The organism is Pseudomonas lini (assembly GCF_964063345.1).
GTDB classification, from domain to species: Bacteria; Pseudomonadota; Gammaproteobacteria; order Pseudomonadales; family Pseudomonadaceae; genus Aquipseudomonas; species Aquipseudomonas lini_B.
Window position 1 is genome coordinate 5523790 of sequence record NZ_OZ061318.1, and the last position, 18351, is coordinate 5542140.

General features: G+C 54.2%; 14 protein-coding genes and 4 pseudogenes. 12 read left to right on the plus strand and 6 right to left on the minus strand.

Annotation, left to right across the window (positions count from 1 at the left end; genetic code table 11):
• Positions 1-186 precede the first annotated feature (186 nt).
• Positions 187-360 (plus strand): annotated as a pseudogene (locus AB3226_RS25160) (transposase domain-containing protein); the annotation flags it as partial.
• 6 nt (positions 361-366) lie between these two features.
• Here the strand turns inward: AB3226_RS25160 and AB3226_RS25165 are convergent.
• Complete coding sequence (locus AB3226_RS25165; RefSeq protein ID WP_367375061.1) at positions 367-639, minus strand: hypothetical protein; 273 nt, start codon at positions 637-639, stop codon at positions 367-369.
• A gap of 347 nt (positions 640-986) precedes the next feature.
• Between AB3226_RS25165 and AB3226_RS25170 the strand changes: the two are divergent.
• Both AB3226_RS25170 and AB3226_RS25175 read left to right on the plus strand, forming a co-directional pair.
• Positions 987-1427, plus strand: a pseudogene (locus AB3226_RS25170) (transposase); the annotation flags it as partial.
• Between the two features lie 201 nt (positions 1428-1628).
• On the plus strand, positions 1629-2396 hold the full coding sequence (locus tag AB3226_RS25175) for a tetratricopeptide repeat protein (RefSeq protein ID WP_367375062.1): 768 nt from the start codon (positions 1629-1631) through the stop codon (positions 2394-2396).
• A gap of 103 nt (positions 2397-2499) precedes the next feature.
• Here AB3226_RS25175 and AB3226_RS25180 read toward each other — a convergent pair whose 3' ends face one another.
• The 3 genes from AB3226_RS25180 to AB3226_RS25190 all read right to left on the minus strand — a co-directional run bounded on the left by AB3226_RS25180 (position 2500) and on the right by AB3226_RS25190 (position 3789).
• Positions 2500-2967: a hypothetical protein gene (locus tag AB3226_RS25180; protein ID WP_367375063.1), complete on the minus strand. Its 468-nt coding sequence runs from the start codon at positions 2965-2967 to the stop codon at positions 2500-2502.
• 96 nt (positions 2968-3063) lie between these two features.
• On the minus strand, positions 3064-3297 hold the full coding sequence (locus AB3226_RS25185) for a hypothetical protein (RefSeq protein WP_080370383.1): 234 nt from the start codon (positions 3295-3297) through the stop codon (positions 3064-3066).
• Positions 3298-3309: 12 nt separating this feature from the next.
• A complete protein-coding gene (locus tag AB3226_RS25190) occupies positions 3310-3789 on the minus strand; it encodes a hypothetical protein (protein ID WP_367375064.1) in 480 nt (159 codons plus the stop codon).
• Positions 3790-4220: 431 nt separating this feature from the next.
• On the opposite strand from AB3226_RS25190, the pseudogene AB3226_RS25195 reads away from it, so the two are divergent.
• The 4 genes and pseudogenes from AB3226_RS25195 (at position 4221) to AB3226_RS25210 (ending at position 9076) form a co-directional block, all read left to right on the plus strand.
• A pseudogene (locus AB3226_RS25195) lies at positions 4221-4789 on the plus strand (DJ-1/PfpI family protein).
• Between the two features lie 153 nt (positions 4790-4942).
• Positions 4943-5481 (plus strand): annotated as a pseudogene (locus AB3226_RS25200) (malate:quinone oxidoreductase); the annotation flags it as partial.
• Between the two features lie 247 nt (positions 5482-5728).
• The gene (locus tag AB3226_RS25205; protein ID WP_367375065.1) at positions 5729-8326 is read left to right on the plus strand and encodes a DEAD/DEAH box helicase; all 2598 of its coding nucleotides are present in this window, start codon (positions 5729-5731) and stop codon (positions 8324-8326) included.
• Positions 8327-8515: 189 nt separating this feature from the next.
• Positions 8516-9076 (plus strand): hypothetical protein, encoded by a 561-nt coding sequence (locus AB3226_RS25210; protein WP_367375066.1) that lies wholly within the window; start codon positions 8516-8518, stop codon positions 9074-9076.
• 645 nt (positions 9077-9721) lie between these two features.
• On the opposite strand, the gene AB3226_RS25215 is transcribed toward AB3226_RS25210, so the two are convergent.
• On the minus strand, positions 9722-11386 hold the full coding sequence (locus AB3226_RS25215) for a hypothetical protein (RefSeq protein WP_367375067.1): 1665 nt from the start codon (positions 11384-11386) through the stop codon (positions 9722-9724).
• Positions 11387-11801: 415 nt separating this feature from the next.
• Between AB3226_RS25215 and AB3226_RS25220 the strand changes: the two genes are divergently transcribed.
• A complete protein-coding gene (locus AB3226_RS25220) occupies positions 11802-12185 on the plus strand; it encodes a DUF6124 family protein (RefSeq protein ID WP_367375068.1) in 384 nt (127 codons plus the stop codon).
• 151 nt (positions 12186-12336) lie between these two features.
• Here the strand turns inward: AB3226_RS25220 and AB3226_RS25225 are convergent, their stop codons facing one another.
• The gene (locus tag AB3226_RS25225) at positions 12337-13926 is read right to left on the minus strand and encodes a winged helix-turn-helix domain-containing tetratricopeptide repeat protein (protein ID WP_367375850.1); all 1590 of its coding nucleotides are present in this window, start codon (positions 13924-13926) and stop codon (positions 12337-12339) included.
• 243 nt (positions 13927-14169) lie between these two features.
• Here AB3226_RS25225 and AB3226_RS25230 point away from each other — a divergent pair, with 243 nt between their 5' ends.
• The 4 genes from AB3226_RS25230 to AB3226_RS25245 all read left to right on the plus strand — a co-directional run bounded on the left by AB3226_RS25230 (position 14170) and on the right by AB3226_RS25245 (position 18208).
• Positions 14170-14931, plus strand: a complete 762-nt coding sequence (locus tag AB3226_RS25230) for an SDR family oxidoreductase (RefSeq protein WP_367375069.1) — start codon at positions 14170-14172, stop codon at positions 14929-14931.
• 82 nt (positions 14932-15013) lie between these two features.
• Positions 15014-15427: a cupin domain-containing protein gene (locus tag AB3226_RS25235; protein ID WP_367375070.1), complete on the plus strand. Its 414-nt coding sequence runs from the start codon at positions 15014-15016 to the stop codon at positions 15425-15427.
• A 97-nt stretch (positions 15428-15524) separates the two neighbouring features.
• Positions 15525-16616: an HlyD family secretion protein gene (locus AB3226_RS25240; RefSeq protein WP_367375071.1), complete on the plus strand. Its 1092-nt coding sequence runs from the start codon at positions 15525-15527 to the stop codon at positions 16614-16616.
• On the plus strand, positions 16613-18208 hold the full coding sequence (locus AB3226_RS25245; RefSeq protein WP_367375072.1) for a DHA2 family efflux MFS transporter permease subunit: 1596 nt from the start codon (positions 16613-16615) through the stop codon (positions 18206-18208). Before AB3226_RS25240 ends, AB3226_RS25245 begins: the two co-directional genes overlap by 4 nt.
• Positions 18209-18351 lie beyond the last annotated feature (143 nt).

Genomic DNA, 18351 nt, shown 5'->3' on the forward strand with positions numbered 1-18351 from the left:
CTGTTTTTCAGTGACAGGGAAACGATATAGCCCGCCCCACAGCCGCACAAGCCGGCGGATTCTGTCTTAACCGTAGGTAACGGCGCAAGGTCTTGTCGCCTTCGGGACGTAACACCGAGTGTCTTTAAACACGCATCGTTAAACATGTGAGCACTTTCAAAAAAACGAGGAAGCGTCTGACATTAGAACTGGCTCTTCGCAGGGTCGCTGCGCAGCGGGAAACGGGCCGCGGCGATCATGAGCTTGATTCAGTCTGCGCGGCTTAACGGGCATGATCCGTATGTCTATTTGAAGGACGTGCTCACGCGGCTGCCGACGCAGCGGGCGAGTGAAATAGATCAGTTGCTGCCGCATCAGTGGAGTGAATCACGCTCGAACTGGACTGGTGATTGCAGCGTCTCGAATAGGGCTGCGCCAAGCGATGGGGGACAGCAGGAATACAATGATAAGGAACGCCACCTGGGACAGGTAGAACGGCTCCAGCCACTGCTGCTTCAATGCGACGTAAAAAGTGTTATGAACTACGTCGACCAAGATGATCGCTGCGGTAAGCACAATTCCGGCTCTTGGCTTGAGGAACAGGAGCAGAGCTGCGAGCGGGTCAAAAAATGTAAGCCACCCCCAGAAAATACGGCTCACCAAATAAGCGCTAGGCCCGTATCCGTAGTCCCAGAGCAAACCATGTAAAGCATCTGCACGGATGTGATTAGCGGTGGCGACAAAAAGGCAACACGCAAACAAAACTCTGACGGCGAATGACAACCTTGGCATAGCTTTATCTACAGTCGTGATCTAAGCCCAGCATCATAGCGGGATCGACCAACGATACCAGCTGTTGCTAATTGAGAAGGTGTGATGGCCAACCGCTTACTTTCACTTTGACCTGGTGTGCCAATGACTGCTTTTGGCCGATTCTGTTGAAAAAGTAGCTCCCCTGTCTGGCCTGCGGCAAAATCTCTGCATTGGCCAGCAGGGAAGCGCACAGCATGATGGGACAGTTATCGAGTGAGCAGGATCGACTGTTTTACTCGTTCAACCTTGAAGATCACATCCCAGCCAATCACCTTCTGCGCAGCATTGACCAGTGTCTCGATCTGAGCGACCTGCGCCATTACCTCGCCGATTTTTATAGCCCGATCGGGCGTCCGTCGATTGACCCTGAACTGGTGATTCGCATGCTGATCGTGGGCTATTGCTATGGCATTCGCTCAGAGCGGCGGTTGTGCGAAGAGGCCCATCTGAACCTGGCGTATCGTTGGTTCTGCCGGTTGAGCCTTGAAGATGAAGTCCCCAACCACTCGACCTTTTCCAAAAATCGACACGGCCGTTTTCGGGACAGCGATCTGTTTCGCTGGTTGTTCAACGAGGTGCTGCGTCGTTGCATGGACGCCAGCATCATCAAAGCGGATGCGAGTCGGCAGCGCGGCGCTTTCTGCTCTGCGTGAAGTGCAGCAACAGATCATGCTTAGATGTTGGGGTGGTAAAAAATGATACGGGTTGCGACGGCCGTTGCAGCAGGAACTTCAGGGTATTGGCCAGGTCAATAGCGGCCCTATATCGGAAATGCCGAGCAGCGCTGTGGTCTGTTTTACGGCAGTGCCTGCGAGTTCAGTCGAGTCCGCCCCCTGATGCCAACCAAGAGTTTTCTGCCCGGCCTCATCCTGGTGTTCTGCGCCGTCGCGTCGTTTTGTTCTGTCGCTGCCGAGCGAAGAGCGCCCGCGCAAAGCAACAGCGCATCAACCACCCTGATCGAAACAGCCTCGCGGCAGTATGAAAATGGCCAACTGGACCAGGCCGCCGCCACGCTGGAGCGTGCCCTGCATATCCAGCCGAACAATCCCGCGACTCTGCATTACCTCGGTGTGTTGCGTCTTCAGCAGGGGCAGTACCAGCAGGCTGAAACCTTGGCGGTGCGCTCGAACATGCGGGTTGGTCGCAACGTCGAGTTGCGCAACCGCAACTTCCAATTGATCCAGGCGGCGCAGCAGGCCCAGTCTTCGGGGACCCCACCCAATGCCAAAGAGGACCTGGTCGCAGTACAGAAGGGGCTGGAAGAGGAGACCCAAAGGCGCCGCGAAGTGGAAATGGCGGCTGTTGAGCAATCCATTCCGGACACTGGGCGCGACGCTGGCAACTTCGCTAGCGCAGAGACAGATCGGGTTTCGGATGCACCGACGGCTGGCAGAGCCGGGTCCGAAGGAAAATTGCAAATGGCTAATGTCGAGCCAGAGAGGGCATACGCTGAGGTTGAGATTCCCCGCGGCCATATGCCGCCTCCGGGCAAATGCCGAATCTGGTTTCCTGATCGTCCGCCGGGGCATCAGCCTGCACCCGGCAAATGCAAGAAGCTGCGATATCGAGTTCCCTCAGGAGCCTACCTGGTGCGCGGTTTCTGAATGTCCAAATCTGGCCGATAGCAGTCGTTCACACGTCTTTTCTTTCAGCCCGAGGCAGGTGTAACGAACGGCGAGATTAATCACAGGTAGATAGCTTACGCAGCTAGTCCCAGTCCATTTTGATATTTTCTTGTTTTCGGAACTCGTCCAGCACGCTCTGATAATGGGACCTTTCAAAGGTCAGGCAGGGTATCGCGTCGTACCAGTCAACAGATGGAAGTTCCAGCGTAATCAAATCCTTTAGCAAGCCAAATCGGCTCCACTGGACTTGATGCTTATCAGCGCACTGCTCAGCGACAATAACGGTGCAGGTCAGGTCTAGGTCATCAGAGCAAACAAGCAAGGGAGCCAGGGTCTTCCATCCCGGTGCAGTGGAATAGATCCGATCCCATATCAACCAAGTATCTTCATCGCTGTACAAGCCTGAATGGGCCGCTACGAGATGAAGCTCAGCATCCGGGTTATGCCTAGGCAGCCAAACCTCCAGAGGTACTCCGTCAACGGCAAAAGTCGGATAGAAGCCGATGCTGTACTTCGATTTATGGCTTGCGATTGAAATCAGGTTGCTCATTACATCCCTCGATTCCCCAGAAAGCCGTAGAGCCTACTTAAGGGGACGGTTTTATTTTCTGATATTTAATCCGCCCGCCTTTCTCGCTCAGCCAACCTACTCAAACCGCCGCCGCTTCATGAACAATCCCATCCCCATCGCCACGGCAAAAACCGACAGCAACCCCAGATCAAACCCCAACAAGCGGATCTGACCTGCCACAACGCAGCCAACCGCACCCGCCGCCACCAACACCACTCCTAGCCACTTGCGTAGCAGATACGGTTTGAGGAATTGATCGAGCAGAAAGGACAACACCAAGGCAATGACCAATTGAGTAATTACGGACATGTACGTCTCCAGTCAGGTCTTGATGATCAATGTCGAGAGGGTGCGTTGCGGGCCGATACCGCCGTTGACCTGCGCCTCGATGCTGACCAGTACGTCGCCAGCATGGTAGGTGGGTAGGATTTCATTGGCATACGTGCGCACACCGGCCCCTACAGATATCGCCACGTAAGAGGGGGCCACGGCCTTGGCGGCGGCAGTGAAGGCCGCGGCTGCAAGGTTGGCGATCGTGGTGCGCTGGGCGTTGAGGGCATCGCCCTGTTGCCGGGTCAACGGCTTGGAGATGCCGATCATCATCAGGCACGGCAGGTTTTTGGCCAGCATCTTGTCGTACACCTCGACGACCTTGCTGTTGACCTCATAGTGGGCGTTTTTTGCCTCGCCAAAATGCAGCTCGCGCAGGCGCCCACGTTCGCTGTCGGTGAGGGTGATCTGCGAGATGTTGAAGACGATCCCGTGATTGCCCATGTATTGGAAAGTCCCTTCGAACTTCATCGCTCGTTTCCTTTTGAGGTAAAGGTGGCGATTCTCTACAACGAGCGTATTGGATTCAAATCATTTCATCTGGCTGGAGCGGGGAGCGGTGAATGCCGGTCAGTTAAGCAGGCACCCTTGGCGAGCATTTTTTCCAGGGAGTCGAGCATAGCGGCGTCCTTATCAGTTTTGGCAGTGATTGACCGGTTGGGAGTTGGACCGCTATCGCGAGCAAGCCCCAGCTCCAGAGCAGAACAAGCCGCCCGCATCACCAAAAAACCTCCCTCCTACAGCTTCCACCTTTGAGATCGGCGCAATGTGTAGCGAGGATCATAAAGGCTGCTTTTGGCCGATTTCTGCCTGTCATGAAGGGCAGAGATCGACCCGAAGCAGCCGTTGAGATCTATTTGTTATCGCTTTATGTTGGTCGTTTTCATGGAGGATTCTGACTGATGGCACGCGTGGGCTTGATACTGACACCCGGTTTTGCGGACTGGGAATACGCTTTCATTGCAGGAACTGCATCCCCGTTTTACGGCATCGACGTCAGGTTTTTTGCCTCTGCCACGGGGCAGTTCCGCTCACAGGGGGACTGGCTGTAACTGTGGATAGCAGCTTGCAACAATGCCTGGACTGGAAGCCGGACGTTGTTGCCGTCATCGGTGGAATGATCTGGGAGCATGCAGATGCACCGGACATTCGGGACTTTCTTCATGCTAGTCGTTCAAGTGGAGCGACAATTGCCGGTATCTGTGGGGGAACGCTGGCACTTGCGAGGGCCGGGCTTCTCGACACGGTTCCTCATACCTCGAACAGCGCTGACTTCTTACAACAGAATGCCGTAGGTTATGAAGGCACCGCACTTTATCGAAGCAGCCAAGTAGCTGTGGTTGCCGACCGCATCATAACTGCTCCAGGCCCCGCACCCGTTAGCTTTACCTGCGCAGTGTTCGAAGCTGCCGGGCTATCTTCAGAGATCATTTCTCAGTTCAGGTCAATGTTGGCAGCGGAACACGGGTAACCGCTTCGTCTTACAAAAATAGCCGATCAGGTGATGTGTTCGAGTGTCCGCTTTGGCGCGCGCGGATCTGGTGAGCCGTTTGAAATCTGCAGGCGTCGGACATACGAGCAGTCTCATCGTGTCAGCGTTGTGTGAAGTCGGGACTCTCTCGGTCACAATTGGCTATCAGAATTGCAAGTTCCTGAAAGAAGGCTCGTACCTGGACCTGCGATGCTAGCTGACGAAGGCCGCCTCAACGCCCTGAAAGAATACTTCCCGAACGCCAAAGCCGAAGACTGGCGCCTGTGGCAAGCTGGCCAACGCGTGCAAATCATCAAGCGTGATGAAGCTGCCGGTGGCGTGCTGAAGTTGGGTACTGAAATCGTTGCTTCTGTCGACGGCACTATTGCTGGCCTGCTGGGCGTATCGCCAGGCGTATCGACTGCCGCACCGATCATGCTGACCGTGCTGCAGAAAGTGTTCAAGGACAAGGTTGCCTCGCCAGCCTGGCAGGAAAAGCTGCATTAGATCGTGCCTAGCTATGGCACTCAGTTGAACAGCAACCCTGAGAAAGTGGCTCAAGAGTGGGCTTACACCGCCAAGGTGCTGGAGCTGACTCCACCGCCGGCGATGGGGCAGGTGTGGCTCCGGCTGCTGCCCCGGCTAATGCTGTCGACGGTGGCTTTGTAAGACGGATATGGCTTTGTCAGTAGAAGCGTAATCGGAAAGCCCACTGGGATCGGTGACGGTCAGTGGGCTTTTTTGTGTCCGGAATTCGATCTTGCAGATTACGAAGATTATCTGATGCACAGGTGGCTTGCCGATGGCGGTAATCGACGCAATCCGTCCTGCCGCATGACAGCAGAAAACGATCGAACACGAATAATTCATAGCTTTGTGCCATCTGCTAGAGTCAGGAGTGCAACTCCGCTGACGTGCATGCTTTCCACGGAGGGGGTTATGTACAACACACTGAAACAGACTCTGGACGCTGAAGGACTGACGGTCGTCGAGCGATTTGTATTGCCGTCACGTCAGGCGGCTTATGCGCCGGTACCACTGCTATTAGCCACCACCGCTGTCGGTGAGTATCTGACACTCGCTGCTCCCGAAGGCCTTTGGCAGCATCAGGCAGCGGCTCTTGAGGCTCTTGGCCACCATCAGAATGTAGTCATTCCTACGGGTACTGCATCTGGCAAGAGTCTGATTTTCAGGTCTATCGCATTCCATCGCATTTTGAGTAACCCAAACTGTCGGGTGTTAGTGTTCTATCCGCTCAAGGCATTGGCGAGTGATCAAGTGCGCGGATGGCGGGCCATGGCACACGCCCTCGGGATGCCAGACGGAACCATTGGCCGGATCGACGGCTCCGTATCGGTAGCTCAGCGAGACAACATCCTGCAGAAGGCGCGGATTGTAGTGATGACACCGGACGTATGCCATGCTTGGCTAATGTCCCGGCTAGCTATGCCGGTGGTAAAGCTCTTTCTCACCCAACTTGCCATAGTGGTTATGGATGAGGCACATACACTGGAAGGTGTTTTTGGCAGCAATTTTGCCTATTTGATTCGCCGGTTGCAGGTCGCAAGACACCATTTGCAGAAGCAGATCGAGCCTGCTCAGGAACTGCAGTTCATAGCGGCTACGGCTACGATCCTACATCCGGAAGAGCATTTAGCTGCATTGACGGGGGTTGAATTTGAAGTCGTGCCAGAGGTGCTTGATGGATCGCCACGATCAGAGCGTATTTGTGCTCACGTCGCAGCCCCTCCAGGCGAAGAGATGGAGCTCGCGAGGGCATTGCACAAAATGCTCCTGGACGGAAAGGGGGACGGGGGATTCATAACCTTCATGGACTCTCGGAAGGGAGTTGAAATGCTCGCACGCGACAACACGAAAGAAATCGAGAATCTCTTGGGGTCGGCAGACGTGCTGCCTTACCGGGCGGGATACGCAGCAGAGGACCGCGAGAAGATTGAGGAGCGCCTGCAGGCAGGTACATTGCGTGGAGTGATAGCTACGTCGGCGCTGGAAATGGGCATCGATCTGCCGCATCTAACCGTAGGGATAAATATCGGTGTTCCCGCCACGCGTAAAGGCTATCGTCAGCGAGTCGGCCGTGCCGGACGAGCATCCCCCGGTGCGTTTATTGTGGTGGCCGAACCGGACGCTTTTACGAGCTACGGGATGTCCTTTCGAGAGTATCACGATCAATCGGTCGAAGATTCCTATCTGTATCTCGACAATCGGTTCATGCAGTTCGCACATGCCCGCTGCCTAGTGGATGAACTTGAGGCGCTCGGTTCAGGATTAACCCTACCACTCAAGGCGAGTTGGCCAGGGGGCTTTCAGGAAATATTCGCATGGGCTAAACCAGGCGGTAATCGCCCACCAGCGTTTGACGCGATCGCACAGATCGGAGGGGACGCTCCACATTACCGTTATCCACTGCGAAATGTTGGGGAGACCAATTTTCGTATCGCGCAGGGAGATAGTGCACCTGCCATCGGTGAGGTTAATGAGTTACAGGCTCTGCGAGAGTGCTATCCGGGCGCAACATACTGGCACTTAGGTCGAGCCTATGAAGTCCAGGCATGGCAGACAAGTGGTTTTACCAGCCCACTTATTCGCGTAAAGCCGGGGGCCCCGAATCGGTTGACGCGTCCACGGATTCGAACCTGGATCAACGCAGGAGTTACTTCGGCCGATCTTCTAGAAGGACATTATCTTCGAGGAGAGCATGGGTTCATTGCCGAATGTCAGATGCAAGTGACACAAAAAGTAGAGGGTTACGATGATGTGAATGCTGGTGTCTATCGCCCATACAGCGAGTTACGACAGAGTAATCCGAACATGCGCGCCCGTATTCGGAACTTCCGAACCAGTGGTGTCCTATTATGTATCGCTGAACCGTGGTTCAGTATTGGTGATGCGAAAAATATATTTGTAGAACGCCTCAATGCCGTGTTTGCCCGCGAGTACAGTATCCTTCCGCAGGATGTTGGCTGCGCTGCAACCAATATTTCGGTGAGATCTATTGATGGCGGAGGGCTGCGTAGCGACTGCATTGTGGTATTTGACCAAGTCTACGGCAGCTTGCGACTAACTGAACGTCTCTACTTTTACTTCGGCCTCTTGCTAAATCGTTTGGAGCGCGCTGCGGCAATTGAAGCTGAGTCAGGCGATGAAGATTTTCTTAATAATATTTTAAAGATCCGTGACATCTTTGACTCGTTCGCAATTACAACCAGTGAGTCCTTGCTCGAAGATGTGGGAATGACAGGCAAGCACATCCGCGTGTTCGCACCAGAGTCACGCGTTAGCTATCGTGAGAACGGGATGATGGGATCGGAAGTTGAAATCATCCGGCCGACGGTTATGAATGGAAAACTGATGTACCAGATCAAATGTCCTTCCCGGATATCCACCAGTGTCTCCACCAAACAGTGGGTTGCTGCGGAATATATTGAACCTACCGCTGGAGATGGTGAGTGGGATCAGGCTTGGTGGAATTCCGAGTCTGAGGAGTATGAGGATCCTCCCGGCTCGTTAGACTAATTAGTGAGTGATCAAACTAACGAGGTATGATTGCGGGGGGGGCATAATATTCAAAAGAATCAGAGCAGATGAAAGTGTGAGTGCTCGTCAGGAACGTTATGCAACAAAAATAGTATAAATCATACCCTGAATATGCCATCTATTTTGTAGTTTGGCTTTAGGGGATTCCCCCCTCGAAAGGAGAAGTGCATGATACCGATTTATGAACAGGGCTCAGGTAAAGGTATTGGTCATAGCGTAGAGTCTTTTTTAGTCGAATTTCAAAAAATTGCTATTGATCACATTGAGGCAGGACGAGCAAGGTCTATAGCATTTGTTTTTTATGACTTTCATAATTATGAGTTTAAGAAGGTTCTTAAAGATCAAGGTGTATTTGCAAAATTGGATCGGCTGACTGGAAAGGAGCTTAGTGTTTTTTACGTACATTCAGGTAGTGATCGAGTATTGAAACAGTTTAATTCTACCCTCGCGGCTGCTTTGGGTTTAGAGGGGAAGATCAGGATTCCTTGTGTGGCTTTTTGTAAGGTAACACCTGATGGATTCACGGATATCTCGGTAGCCAACCTCGATAGCGCGGACCTTATACATGGTTTTCATGAGCTGTATGGAGTGATTGAGTCCTATGTGGTGGGTTGCAAAAATAGTTCGGAGTCAAGATATATTAAATGGGCCAAAGGTTCTTCTACGTTTGTGTCTTTGGAAGCGATAAAAGCTCTTGTTAGAGAACTTCTCAAAGGCGGAATGTTCTAGTTTTATGAAAATTTTCTATGAATATGCGTGTGAGATTGTCGAGTCAGTGGCGATTACTACTTTGGCTTATAGGCGCCCATAAGTTTCCAAAAAAAGGATCCAATTATAGGCGGTGCCGGAGCTTCACCGTTCACTTCATCACTGATAAGCGATTTGGGCACTATCTCTGGAAAGACCCAACATGTTGCCCTGCGCCTGGCCTAGCTTTATAGGTATATATGAATGCCCCCGAATCAGCACTTCGCAAGTTGCAGTTCTTTTGCCAGAAACAACCATGTGGTATGAATGGGAAAACCACCTTTTTTACCAAATTATAGTATTGTCTGAGGCTCTCGGATATTTTTCCATGGCGCGTTCTAAAAGAGGTATTTTTCTCCGGTGGCGTCCTGAATACACGAAATGCAGAGAACCAATCGCCATCAACTTTTCTTAGGCGAAACTCTTAAAAAAGAGCCGTTTCGAGCGTTAATGAATAGATTGAATTTGGAAGTAGACCTGTCTCGATTTTTGTTTCGCATTTTCTTTATTGGTTCTTGCATTTTCTCAGTATTTCTTTTGCTAAAAAGTGGGGTATTTATAAATACTTTTAGTGTGATGGCTAAAAAATTTTCCCCACTGCCGGCTTGTGAATATCAATTGTTCACGCTATTTAGCAGGTGAAGTAACTAATGCGTTGAGTTCATCTTTGTAGGACATTTTAGGGGAGTATAAATTATGAAATGCCTTGCCGATAGCACCTGAAAAAATAATTAATTCAGGGTTTCTACTACCACCCATTAAGATATGACTCATTGCGATGCCAGGGTATGGGTCGATATAGTAAATTTCTTTAATGCCAAGCTGGTAGGCTTTCTTTGAACATAGCTCGCATGGGCTAGCAGTTGTAAAAAGTTTTCCATGTTCCACGCCTCGGCCGCCATATTTTGCAATCTGTAGGAAAGCATTTTCTTCTGCATGAAGTGATCGAGTGTGTACTTGGTTTTTATCGCCGGTCAATCCTTTGTATTCATCTTTAAAGCAATAAGAAATATTCCTGCCTGACTCGGAGATTTTTAAAAATTTATCATTTCCTGCAGTGAATCTTGCTATGTATTTAGGATCGGTTTTTTCATACTCAGAATAAGCACTTTGATCAAAGCCACTAACTAGATCAAATCTATTTCGCAAACTGCAAGGTACTTGTCCGAATGGAGTATCATTCCATCCGACCGCCTGTACCGAAAAATTGATATCAGTCACAACAGCGCCGACTTGCCTTGAAATGCATCCTGAGTTTAATTTGGCGGTGTACGCGATTTGCATGCATCTTTCTAGAGGTGTAGGTGTCACCAAACCTGGGCGAATCATCAAGGATACGAAAGTAATTAATTGGTCTGCTAGGTAGTTGAAGTGTGAAACTGTATTTCCAGAGTCTGGATTGCTTAAATGTAAGTCTGCGCGTTGTAGGCACGCTTGGATGTCCTGCTTCACATAAGTTTTTTGTTCTGTGAGTTTTAAGTCTCCATACTCTTCCGCATCGATTTTATCGATTTCGCTGTCGGTATAGCCAAGTCCTCTCAGTCTTCGTTTACGTTCATCATCATTACAGGAGACGGCCATTAAATAAAAAGATGAGTAGCGATCCTGAAAGTAAATGGCTTCAAATGGGTTTCTTATTGCATCAATCACAATAAATGTTTTGTCTCCGGCTGTCCGGGCTTCACGTATCTCTTTTATTATTTTGTTGATTCTCTCAGCTAACGAGAAAAAGCTGCCGCTTTCTACTTTGCTGGAGTTAACGCTGCCTGAGTCTCTTAGATTGTTCCCTAATTGCTGAAATAGTTTCACATAACCAGCGCTACCAACTATTTTTTTTAATTCTGCATTTTTTTCTGGGAGGAATTCAGTATAGAAATACCTCAGTGCTCCAATGTCTTCTTTGCAAATATCTTTATCTTGAATGTTTCTTAGTACTTTGTTGATGTCTGATTTTACTGGTGCTTCTAATCCCTCGACTCCACCAACGAATGTCGAGGATTTTTCGATGCCAAGTTCAGCCAGCATCAGCATCAATATAGTACTAGCCTGAATAGTAATGAATGGTGTCCAGTTTTTTTCAAAGCATTTATAAATGACTTTTTGTTTTCTTTCATTGTTGGTTGAAGGATTGTTTCCCGTATAAAGCGAGTGCTTTATGTCAGATCTTTCCTTGGAAAGTATGTTTGATACTGTGGAACAGCCACTTCCGGTGCGGCCTGTTAGTCCAATTACGATAAAGTCGTCATCATCGCCATATATTTTTGATATGGTATTTTGAAAGTAATTATCCATTTTTATTTCTCTCACCAATCGACCATGATTTGGAGATAAATGTACACTGCAAAAAATCAAAATGCCATCATTGAGTGGTCCTTAGTTTCGTAAACGCAGACTTATTCCGAGCGGCGTGGACTCGAGTCGGCCACCCTCGGAAACTTCCCACACTCCGGCGGGCTTGCGCTTAGGAACCCACCTCGCTAACCTTCCTCCGTCGCTGCCAATTCAGCGAACGGGTGTGGTAGCCCGGATACTTCATAGACCCAGAACGCCTCAGGGCGTTTTTTATGCTGGCTGCTTTGTGGCGGCTGTGCATGGGAGGCTTCGGCCTGCCGGGTTTCTATGACCGGTCTACCACCCCGTGTACAGTCGCCTCCTTATTTGTGTGGTAGCAAATCCGGAGGGACTCAAATCCATAGAGAGTTCCAACATGATTGATGACGATACAGATACCCCTGAAGAGCCTATCGTTTTAGAAGACGATCCGGTTTCCCCATACTCCTGCCTCAACTCAAAAAAACTCCACGACGCCGCGATCCGCGCGCTCGATTACTACCTGTCGCCACCCCCCTCAAAGCCGAAACTGGCCGACCGCCGTCCCAGCTCAATCTTCATCATCGCCCCCAACGTAGACAAAGAAACCCTACTGGCCCACTGCTGCGAAACCCTCGCTTCAGCCAACGTAATAGCCAGCGAGTTGGCCTTCAGCCTCACCGGCCCGCAATGCAATATGGCGCTTGCCATCCAGCAGATGATTTCCCTGGCAGAGTTGTCGGTGAATCGGGTGTTGGATCAGGTTGATCCGCAGGAGTAGGTGAGGGCGTTGTTTCAGCGTGATGTGTAGTAAGAAGCTCTGTCCCATTCAGGTGGGGCGGGGCTTTTTTTGTTGTTCAGATCGGAAGATCAAAAGATCGCAGCCTTCGGCAGCTCCTACGGTCAGCCATTCGCAGCTCACCAAACCACAGTCACTCCGGCAACCCAGCCAGCCGCAACCCATCAGCAAACCGCGCAAAATCCTCAGGACGCTGAATCGGCAACCAGTCCTTCAGGTTGGAAACACGCAAAGACGGATCCAGCTCATGCAAACGCCGCATCGCTTGCTTCGCTTTGTCCATGCGTCCGCTGAGCGCATGACTGGCCGCGATCAAGGCAACCGATGCCAGGAGGCAGGGCAGGTTTCCCAGCGCCTTTTCCGCCCAGGCAGCAGCGGCATCGAAGCGCCCGGCGACGAAGTGCGCGAGCGCCATCCCGACCTGCATTCTGAACATTTCCGGATCCAGTGGGCTCAAGCGAACGGCATGGGTCAAATGCTCGATGGCGGCGTCTGTTTCGCCGCGCAGTGCGCGCAGGATACCGCCGAGGAACCAGGCGGGGGCGAGGTTGGGGTTGAGCAGGCGTGCCCTGTCGAGCAGGGCAATGCCGCCATCGACATCGCCGGCGAGATGGGCAAGTGCATGTCCGCCTCGCGTCAGCGCCACGGCATCATCTCGGCCGAGTTCCACCGCCAGACGCGCAAGTCGTGCGCCCTCGGCGATTTCTCGAGGCCTATCGCTCATCCAGCCATTCAATTTGCGCCAGAAGTGGCACCAGGCTGCCATGCCGTAGGCTGATGCGAACTCGGGATCGAGCTCGATGGCCTTGTAGAACAATGGCAGCGCTTGCTCGATGGCTTCGCGGGTGCCGTTGTGCAGTTTCGGCATTCCGCGCAGGTAATAGTCGTAAGCGTCCAGGCTTTCTGTCGGTTTGCGCTTGGCGCGCTCGATTTCCGCCCGTTCCAGCTGCGGCGCTATGGCGCCGACGACGCTTTCGGCGATTTGATCTTGCAGCTCGAAGATGTCGTGGAGCATGCCTTCGAAGCGCTCGGCCCAGATATGCGTCCCGGTCGTCGCGTCGATGAGCTGCCCGGTGATGCGTACCTTGTTCCCGGACTTGCGCACGCTACCTTCCAGCACGTAGCGCACGCCGAGTGTCTGGCCGACGCCTTGGACGTCCACGTCCCGACCCTTGTAGGTGAAGCTTGAATTGTGGGCGATGACGAACAGCCAGCGGATACGCGACAGGGCAGCGATGATGTCCTCCACCATGCCGTCGGCGAAATACTCCTGCTCCGGATCGCCGCTCAGGTTTTGGAAGGGCAAGACAGTAATGGAGGGTTTGTCCGGCAGGACGAGCATGGGCGGAGGCGTTTGCTTCAGGTCCACGGGCGTGGGCTCTTCGATGTCAGGTTGTCGCGTTTCCCCGACCTCATTCACCTTGATCTCGCCGACGAAGCGGTAGCCCTTGCGGGGAACCGTGCGCACCAGGCGCTGTTCCTCGCCGGTATCGCCGATGGCCTTGCGCACCGCATTGATGTGGCTGGTGATCGTCGATTCCGAGACGATCCGACCGCTCCACACGGCGTTGAGCAGGTCGTCCTTGCTCATGACGCGATCACTGTTGCTGACGAGCTGCAGCAATAGATCGAAGACCTGCGGCCCGACGGCCACGACTTGCCCGCGCAAGGTCAGTTCCCGGCGCTGCTGATCGAGCACGTAGTCTTCAAACACGAATGGCAAGGTGAGAATCCCCTGGTCGAGCCCCCCGACTCCGTGTCTGAGCTGGCGATTAGTAAGTGGTATCGAATAATACGACAGCGTGTAATCCGCTGCACCGTCTAGCGAGGGACGCCAGTCTTTGGACGAAAAACCAAGCTTCCTTGAAGGCAAACCCAAGGCCAGCACAAGGACTTCCCTGACACGCGCTGGCACTCTCGATCTACATCGACGGCAATGGTTGTCGTCGAGAAGCGGAGAGAAAACATGAAGATCGTCGTCATTGGAGGCACCGGCCTCATCGGATCGAAACTTGTGAATATCCTCCGCGAGCGCGGTCATGAAGCGCTCGCAGCCGCCCCCAGCACGGGCGTGAATAGCATCACCCGCGAGGGCCTGGCCCAAGCGATGGACGGCGCCGATATCGTCGTCGACGTGGCGAACGCGCCTTCGTGGGAAGACCAGGCCGTTCTCGATTTCTTCGAAACGTCGAGCCGTAACCTGCTGGCTGCGGAGGCGGCCGCTGGGGTTCGCCATCACGTTGCCCTGTCGATCGTCGGCAGTGAACGACTTCCCGAAAACGGCTATTTCCGGGCCAAGGTCGCGCAGGAAAACCTTATCAAGGCGTCCGGTATTCCTTACACCATTTTGCGTGCCACGCAGTTCTTCGAGTTTGTCGGCGGCATTGCGCAGGCGGCCACCGTCGGCGAGGAGATTTGCCTGTCGCCGGCGCTGATCCAGCCGATGGCGTCCGACGACGTGGTGGCGGCGCTCGCCGAGGTCACGCTGGCAACGCCGGTCAATGGCACGGCCGAAGTTGCCGGTCCCGAGGCCATGCCACTCGACGAACTGGTCAGGCGCTTCCTGCGGGCTACCCAGGACACGCGCAAGGTCGTGCCGGACGTGCACGCGCGCTACTTCGGTTCGGTGCTCGACGATCAATCGCTGACACCTGGCAAGAACCCGCGCTTGGGCGCAATTCGCTTCGAGGACTGGCTCGGTCAGTCGACGGCCCAAGCGGCGCGCTGAGGCTATCCAAGACGCATCAGGAAAGCGTCGGCTCGGTAACGGGCCGAGCCATCACAACACACACGCATAAAGGAGCATTGCCATGTTTACCCGATATCTTCTGGCCGCTGCCTTCGCAGTGCTGTCGATCAGCGCAGCGTCGGCCGCCGAGCCGCCCGCAGGCAAGGTGACGGTCGTATTCGACCGGCCCATTCCCAACATCCCTGGCAAGAGCATGAAGGGCGTGGTGGTCGAGTACGGGCCGGGCGCCGCGTCGCCATCCCACACCCATCCGAAAACGGCCTTCATTTATGCAACGGTGCTTGAGGGCTCGTTTCGCATCAAAGTCAAAGGCGAGCCGGAAAAGATCTACAACGTCGGCGAAAACTTCGTAGAGGAGCCGGGCTCCGTGCACGAAGTCAGCGCCAATGCCAGCGACACACAACCCGCACGCCTGTTGGCCGTGTTCGTCCTCGACACCGATGAAAAGACGCTCGTTACACCTATCAAAAAGTAAGCCGATCACGCGCTCATGAATGCTCGACAGCCCGGCGGCAGGCCACTGCCGTCCTGCGGTTGTTGCAGGTTCTTGGCATTGAACAGGAAACAAGAACATGAACTCGCTTCAGGACAAGGTCGCCACCGGCGCAAGCGCCGAGATCCCTGTCGTGGTGGCGCGGCAAAGCAAGAAAAAGACGATTGGCATCCTGCTGTGCATCGGCGCCGTGGTGGTCTTGGCTGGCGGATGGGCCATGGCGTTTTCGAGCGGTGCGACCTCCACCGATAACGCTTATGTGCGCGGCGACCTCACCTCGCTCGCCGCCAAGGTTGCCGGCTATGTCACGGCGGTAGAGGTCGAGGACAACCAGGCCGTCCGGGCGGGTGACGTGCTGTTCCGGATTGACGATCGGGACTATCGCGCACGGCTTGCGCAGGCAGTGGCCAATGTCAGCGCTGCCGAGGCTCGCCTGACCCATGTCGATGCCGAAACCCAGCTTCAGCGTGCCCTGATTCGACAGGCCGAAGCCCAGCGACGCTCGGCCTCCGCCGAGATGAATCTGGCGACCAAGACCCATGATCGCAGCCAAAAACTGATCGTCAGCAACGCGATCAGCCAGGCCCTTGTCGACGAAACCGGCACCGCACGATCCAGAGCCGAGGCGACGGTCTCGGCCGCTTCGGCAACGGTCGAGGCTCAACAGCAACGCATCGCCGTCCTTGTGGCCCAGCGAGAAGCTGCCGTTGCTGCCGTGGCGCAGGCACAGGCCGCGCGCGATCTGGCCCAGATCGATCTCGACAGCACCGTGGTACACGCGCTTGTTGATGGTGTTATCGGTAACCGTCAGGTCCGCGTCGGCCGGTTCGTTACGCCGGGTGTTTCGTTGCTCGATATCGTGCCGGTCAATGATGTGTGGGTCGTGGCGAATTTCAAGGAAACCCAGCTCGAACATATCCGCCCCGGTCAGCGCGTGCGCATCACAGTCGACGGTTATCCAGACAGTACACTTGAAGGCGTGGTCGACAGTTTTGCACCGGGGAGTGGGTCGGCGTTCAGCTTGCTGCCCACAGACAACGCAACAGGAAACTTTGTGCGTGTCGTGCAGCGGGTTCCGGTAAAGATCCGGCTTGCCCACAACCCGTTGCCGGGCCGCATCGTCCCTGGCCTGTCCGCGCGTGTCGAGGTTGCGCAAGGGGAGGGCTCATGAACACGGTTGCCGGCGCCACGCGGAGCAACGCCAGCGCTACGAACGGTGTCCTGCTCATGGCGGGCATCGTGCTTGCCACGCTGACGGAAGCGATCGCCAGCACCGTTCTGTCGCTCGGACGCAGCGACATCATCGGCGACACCTATGCAACGCCAGATGAATTTGCCTGGCTGGATGTCGGCTACATCGCGCTCAAGCTGATCGGGTTCATGACCGCGCCTTGGCTGCTGAAGCGTTTTAATCCGCGTCATGTGATCATCAGCTCAACCCTGGTCATGGGCCTGGCGTGCGGCATTGCCGCCATCACCGCTCGGCTGGATCTGCTGGTTGCACTTCGGGTTATTCAGGGCTTCGCTGGCGGCACCTTGCTGGTCGGGGGCCAGGCGATCATCTTTCGCGCTTATCCACGGTTCCATCAACCCATCCTTCAAGCCCTGTTTGCCATGGGCTCCGTTGTCGCGCCCGCGACGCTCGCCCCGGCGCTTCAAGGGTGGTTGATCGATAGCCAATCCTGGACATGGATCTTCTTCAGCGTTGTCCCGATTGCCTTGGCGGCTGCCGGATTTGTGCTGATCGCAGACGGCCCAATGCCCGCCAAAGTCCGGCACCGTCCGTTTGACTGGATCGGCTTCTCGCTGATCTCTACCACCCTGTTCTGTTTCACCTACGTTCTCAGCCAAGGCAGCCGATGGGACTGGTTCGAGGAGCCTCGCATCCTGTGGCTAACGGTGATCGGCGCAGCGGCTTTGCTGGCATTTTTCGGTCAACAAGTGTTGGCCAAAGGGCAGGGGTTGCTCGACTTCACCCTGTTCAAATCGAGCGATTTTTCCTTCGCCTTTATCGTCAGTTTTGTCGCCGGCGCCGCCTTGTTCGGCAGCGCGTTCCTGATTCCGGCGTTCGCCCTGTCGGTCCTCGGTTTCACGCCTACCGATGCCGGTCAGCTGCTGTTGCCCAGCGGCGCGTTTTTTGTCGGCGCGCTTCTCATATCTGCTTGGCTCATGCAGGCCCGCCGCGTTGCGCCGTTCGCCACCGTGCCCTTTGGCATCCTGATGATCATGGTTGCGATGTGGATGCTGTCCGGTTCGACCAGCGAAAGCAGCGCGGACGACATGATGGCGGCTATCCTGTTGCGCGGGTTGGGGCTTGGCTTCCTGTTTCTATCGATCACGCTGATCGCTTTCACCCACCTCAACAGCCGTAACCTCGCGTGCGGAATAGGCCTCTTCAATACGGGTCGCCAACTAGGTGGACTTATTGGCGTCGCAGGGCTCCAGACACTGATCGACCATAACGTTGTCACCAATACCGTGGTTCTCGGTGCCAACGTCACCCCTGGCGGGGCCGCGATCATCGAACGGATGACGACCACGACAGCCATGCTGAGTGCGAAAGGAATGGATGCAGCGGCCGCTGGTCGGGCAGCGACGAGCCTTCTGGGCCGGTTAGTGACAAATCAATCCACTGTGATTGCCTTCGACACAGCGTTCGTCGCAGTGGCCCTGCTTTTTGTAATCGCCGCCCCCATGCTGGTCGGCATCAAGATCGGATTCGCGCGATACGAGAAAGTGCGCGCTTCGCGAGCAGTAGCGTGAGACAGCCCCGGCCCGAGTCTTCGACAGCTCCTACGGTCACCAGCTACCGTAGGGAATTCCGTACTTTTCAATGCAGCGCTTGGATGCTTCAGACTGCGGTCGGCTATTGCTCATGAATGACATTGATCGCCCTGCCAACTGTT

What these genes read in the sequence shown, in the direction of transcription:
- AB3226_RS25235 (WP_367375070.1), top strand. Translation starts at nt 15,014, where the DNA reads ATGTTTACCCGATATCTTCTGGCCGCTGCCTTCGCAGTGCTGTCGATC.
- AB3226_RS25230 (WP_367375069.1), top strand. Translation starts at nt 14,170, where the DNA reads ATGAAGATCGTCGTCATTGGAGGCACCGGCCTCATCGGATCGAAACTT.
- AB3226_RS25185 (WP_080370383.1), bottom strand. Translation starts at nt 3,297, where the DNA reads ATGTCCGTAATTACTCAATTGGTCATTGCCTTGGTGTTGTCCTTTCTG.
- AB3226_RS25205 (WP_367375065.1), top strand. Translation starts at nt 5,729, where the DNA reads ATGTACAACACACTGAAACAGACTCTGGACGCTGAAGGACTGACGGTC.
- AB3226_RS25245 (WP_367375072.1), top strand. Translation starts at nt 16,613, where the DNA reads ATGAACACGGTTGCCGGCGCCACGCGGAGCAACGCCAGCGCTACGAAC.
- AB3226_RS25220 (WP_367375068.1), top strand. Translation starts at nt 11,802, where the DNA reads ATGATTGATGACGATACAGATACCCCTGAAGAGCCTATCGTTTTAGAA.
- AB3226_RS25175 (WP_367375062.1), top strand. Translation starts at nt 1,629, where the DNA reads ATGCCAACCAAGAGTTTTCTGCCCGGCCTCATCCTGGTGTTCTGCGCC.
- AB3226_RS25180 (WP_367375063.1), bottom strand. Translation starts at nt 2,967, where the DNA reads ATGAGCAACCTGATTTCAATCGCAAGCCATAAATCGAAGTACAGCATC.
- AB3226_RS25190 (WP_367375064.1), bottom strand. Translation starts at nt 3,789, where the DNA reads ATGAAGTTCGAAGGGACTTTCCAATACATGGGCAATCACGGGATCGTC.
- AB3226_RS25210 (WP_367375066.1), top strand. Translation starts at nt 8,516, where the DNA reads ATGATACCGATTTATGAACAGGGCTCAGGTAAAGGTATTGGTCATAGC.
- AB3226_RS25215 (WP_367375067.1), bottom strand. Translation starts at nt 11,386, where the DNA reads ATGGATAATTACTTTCAAAATACCATATCAAAAATATATGGCGATGAT.
- AB3226_RS25240 (WP_367375071.1), top strand. Translation starts at nt 15,525, where the DNA reads ATGAACTCGCTTCAGGACAAGGTCGCCACCGGCGCAAGCGCCGAGATC.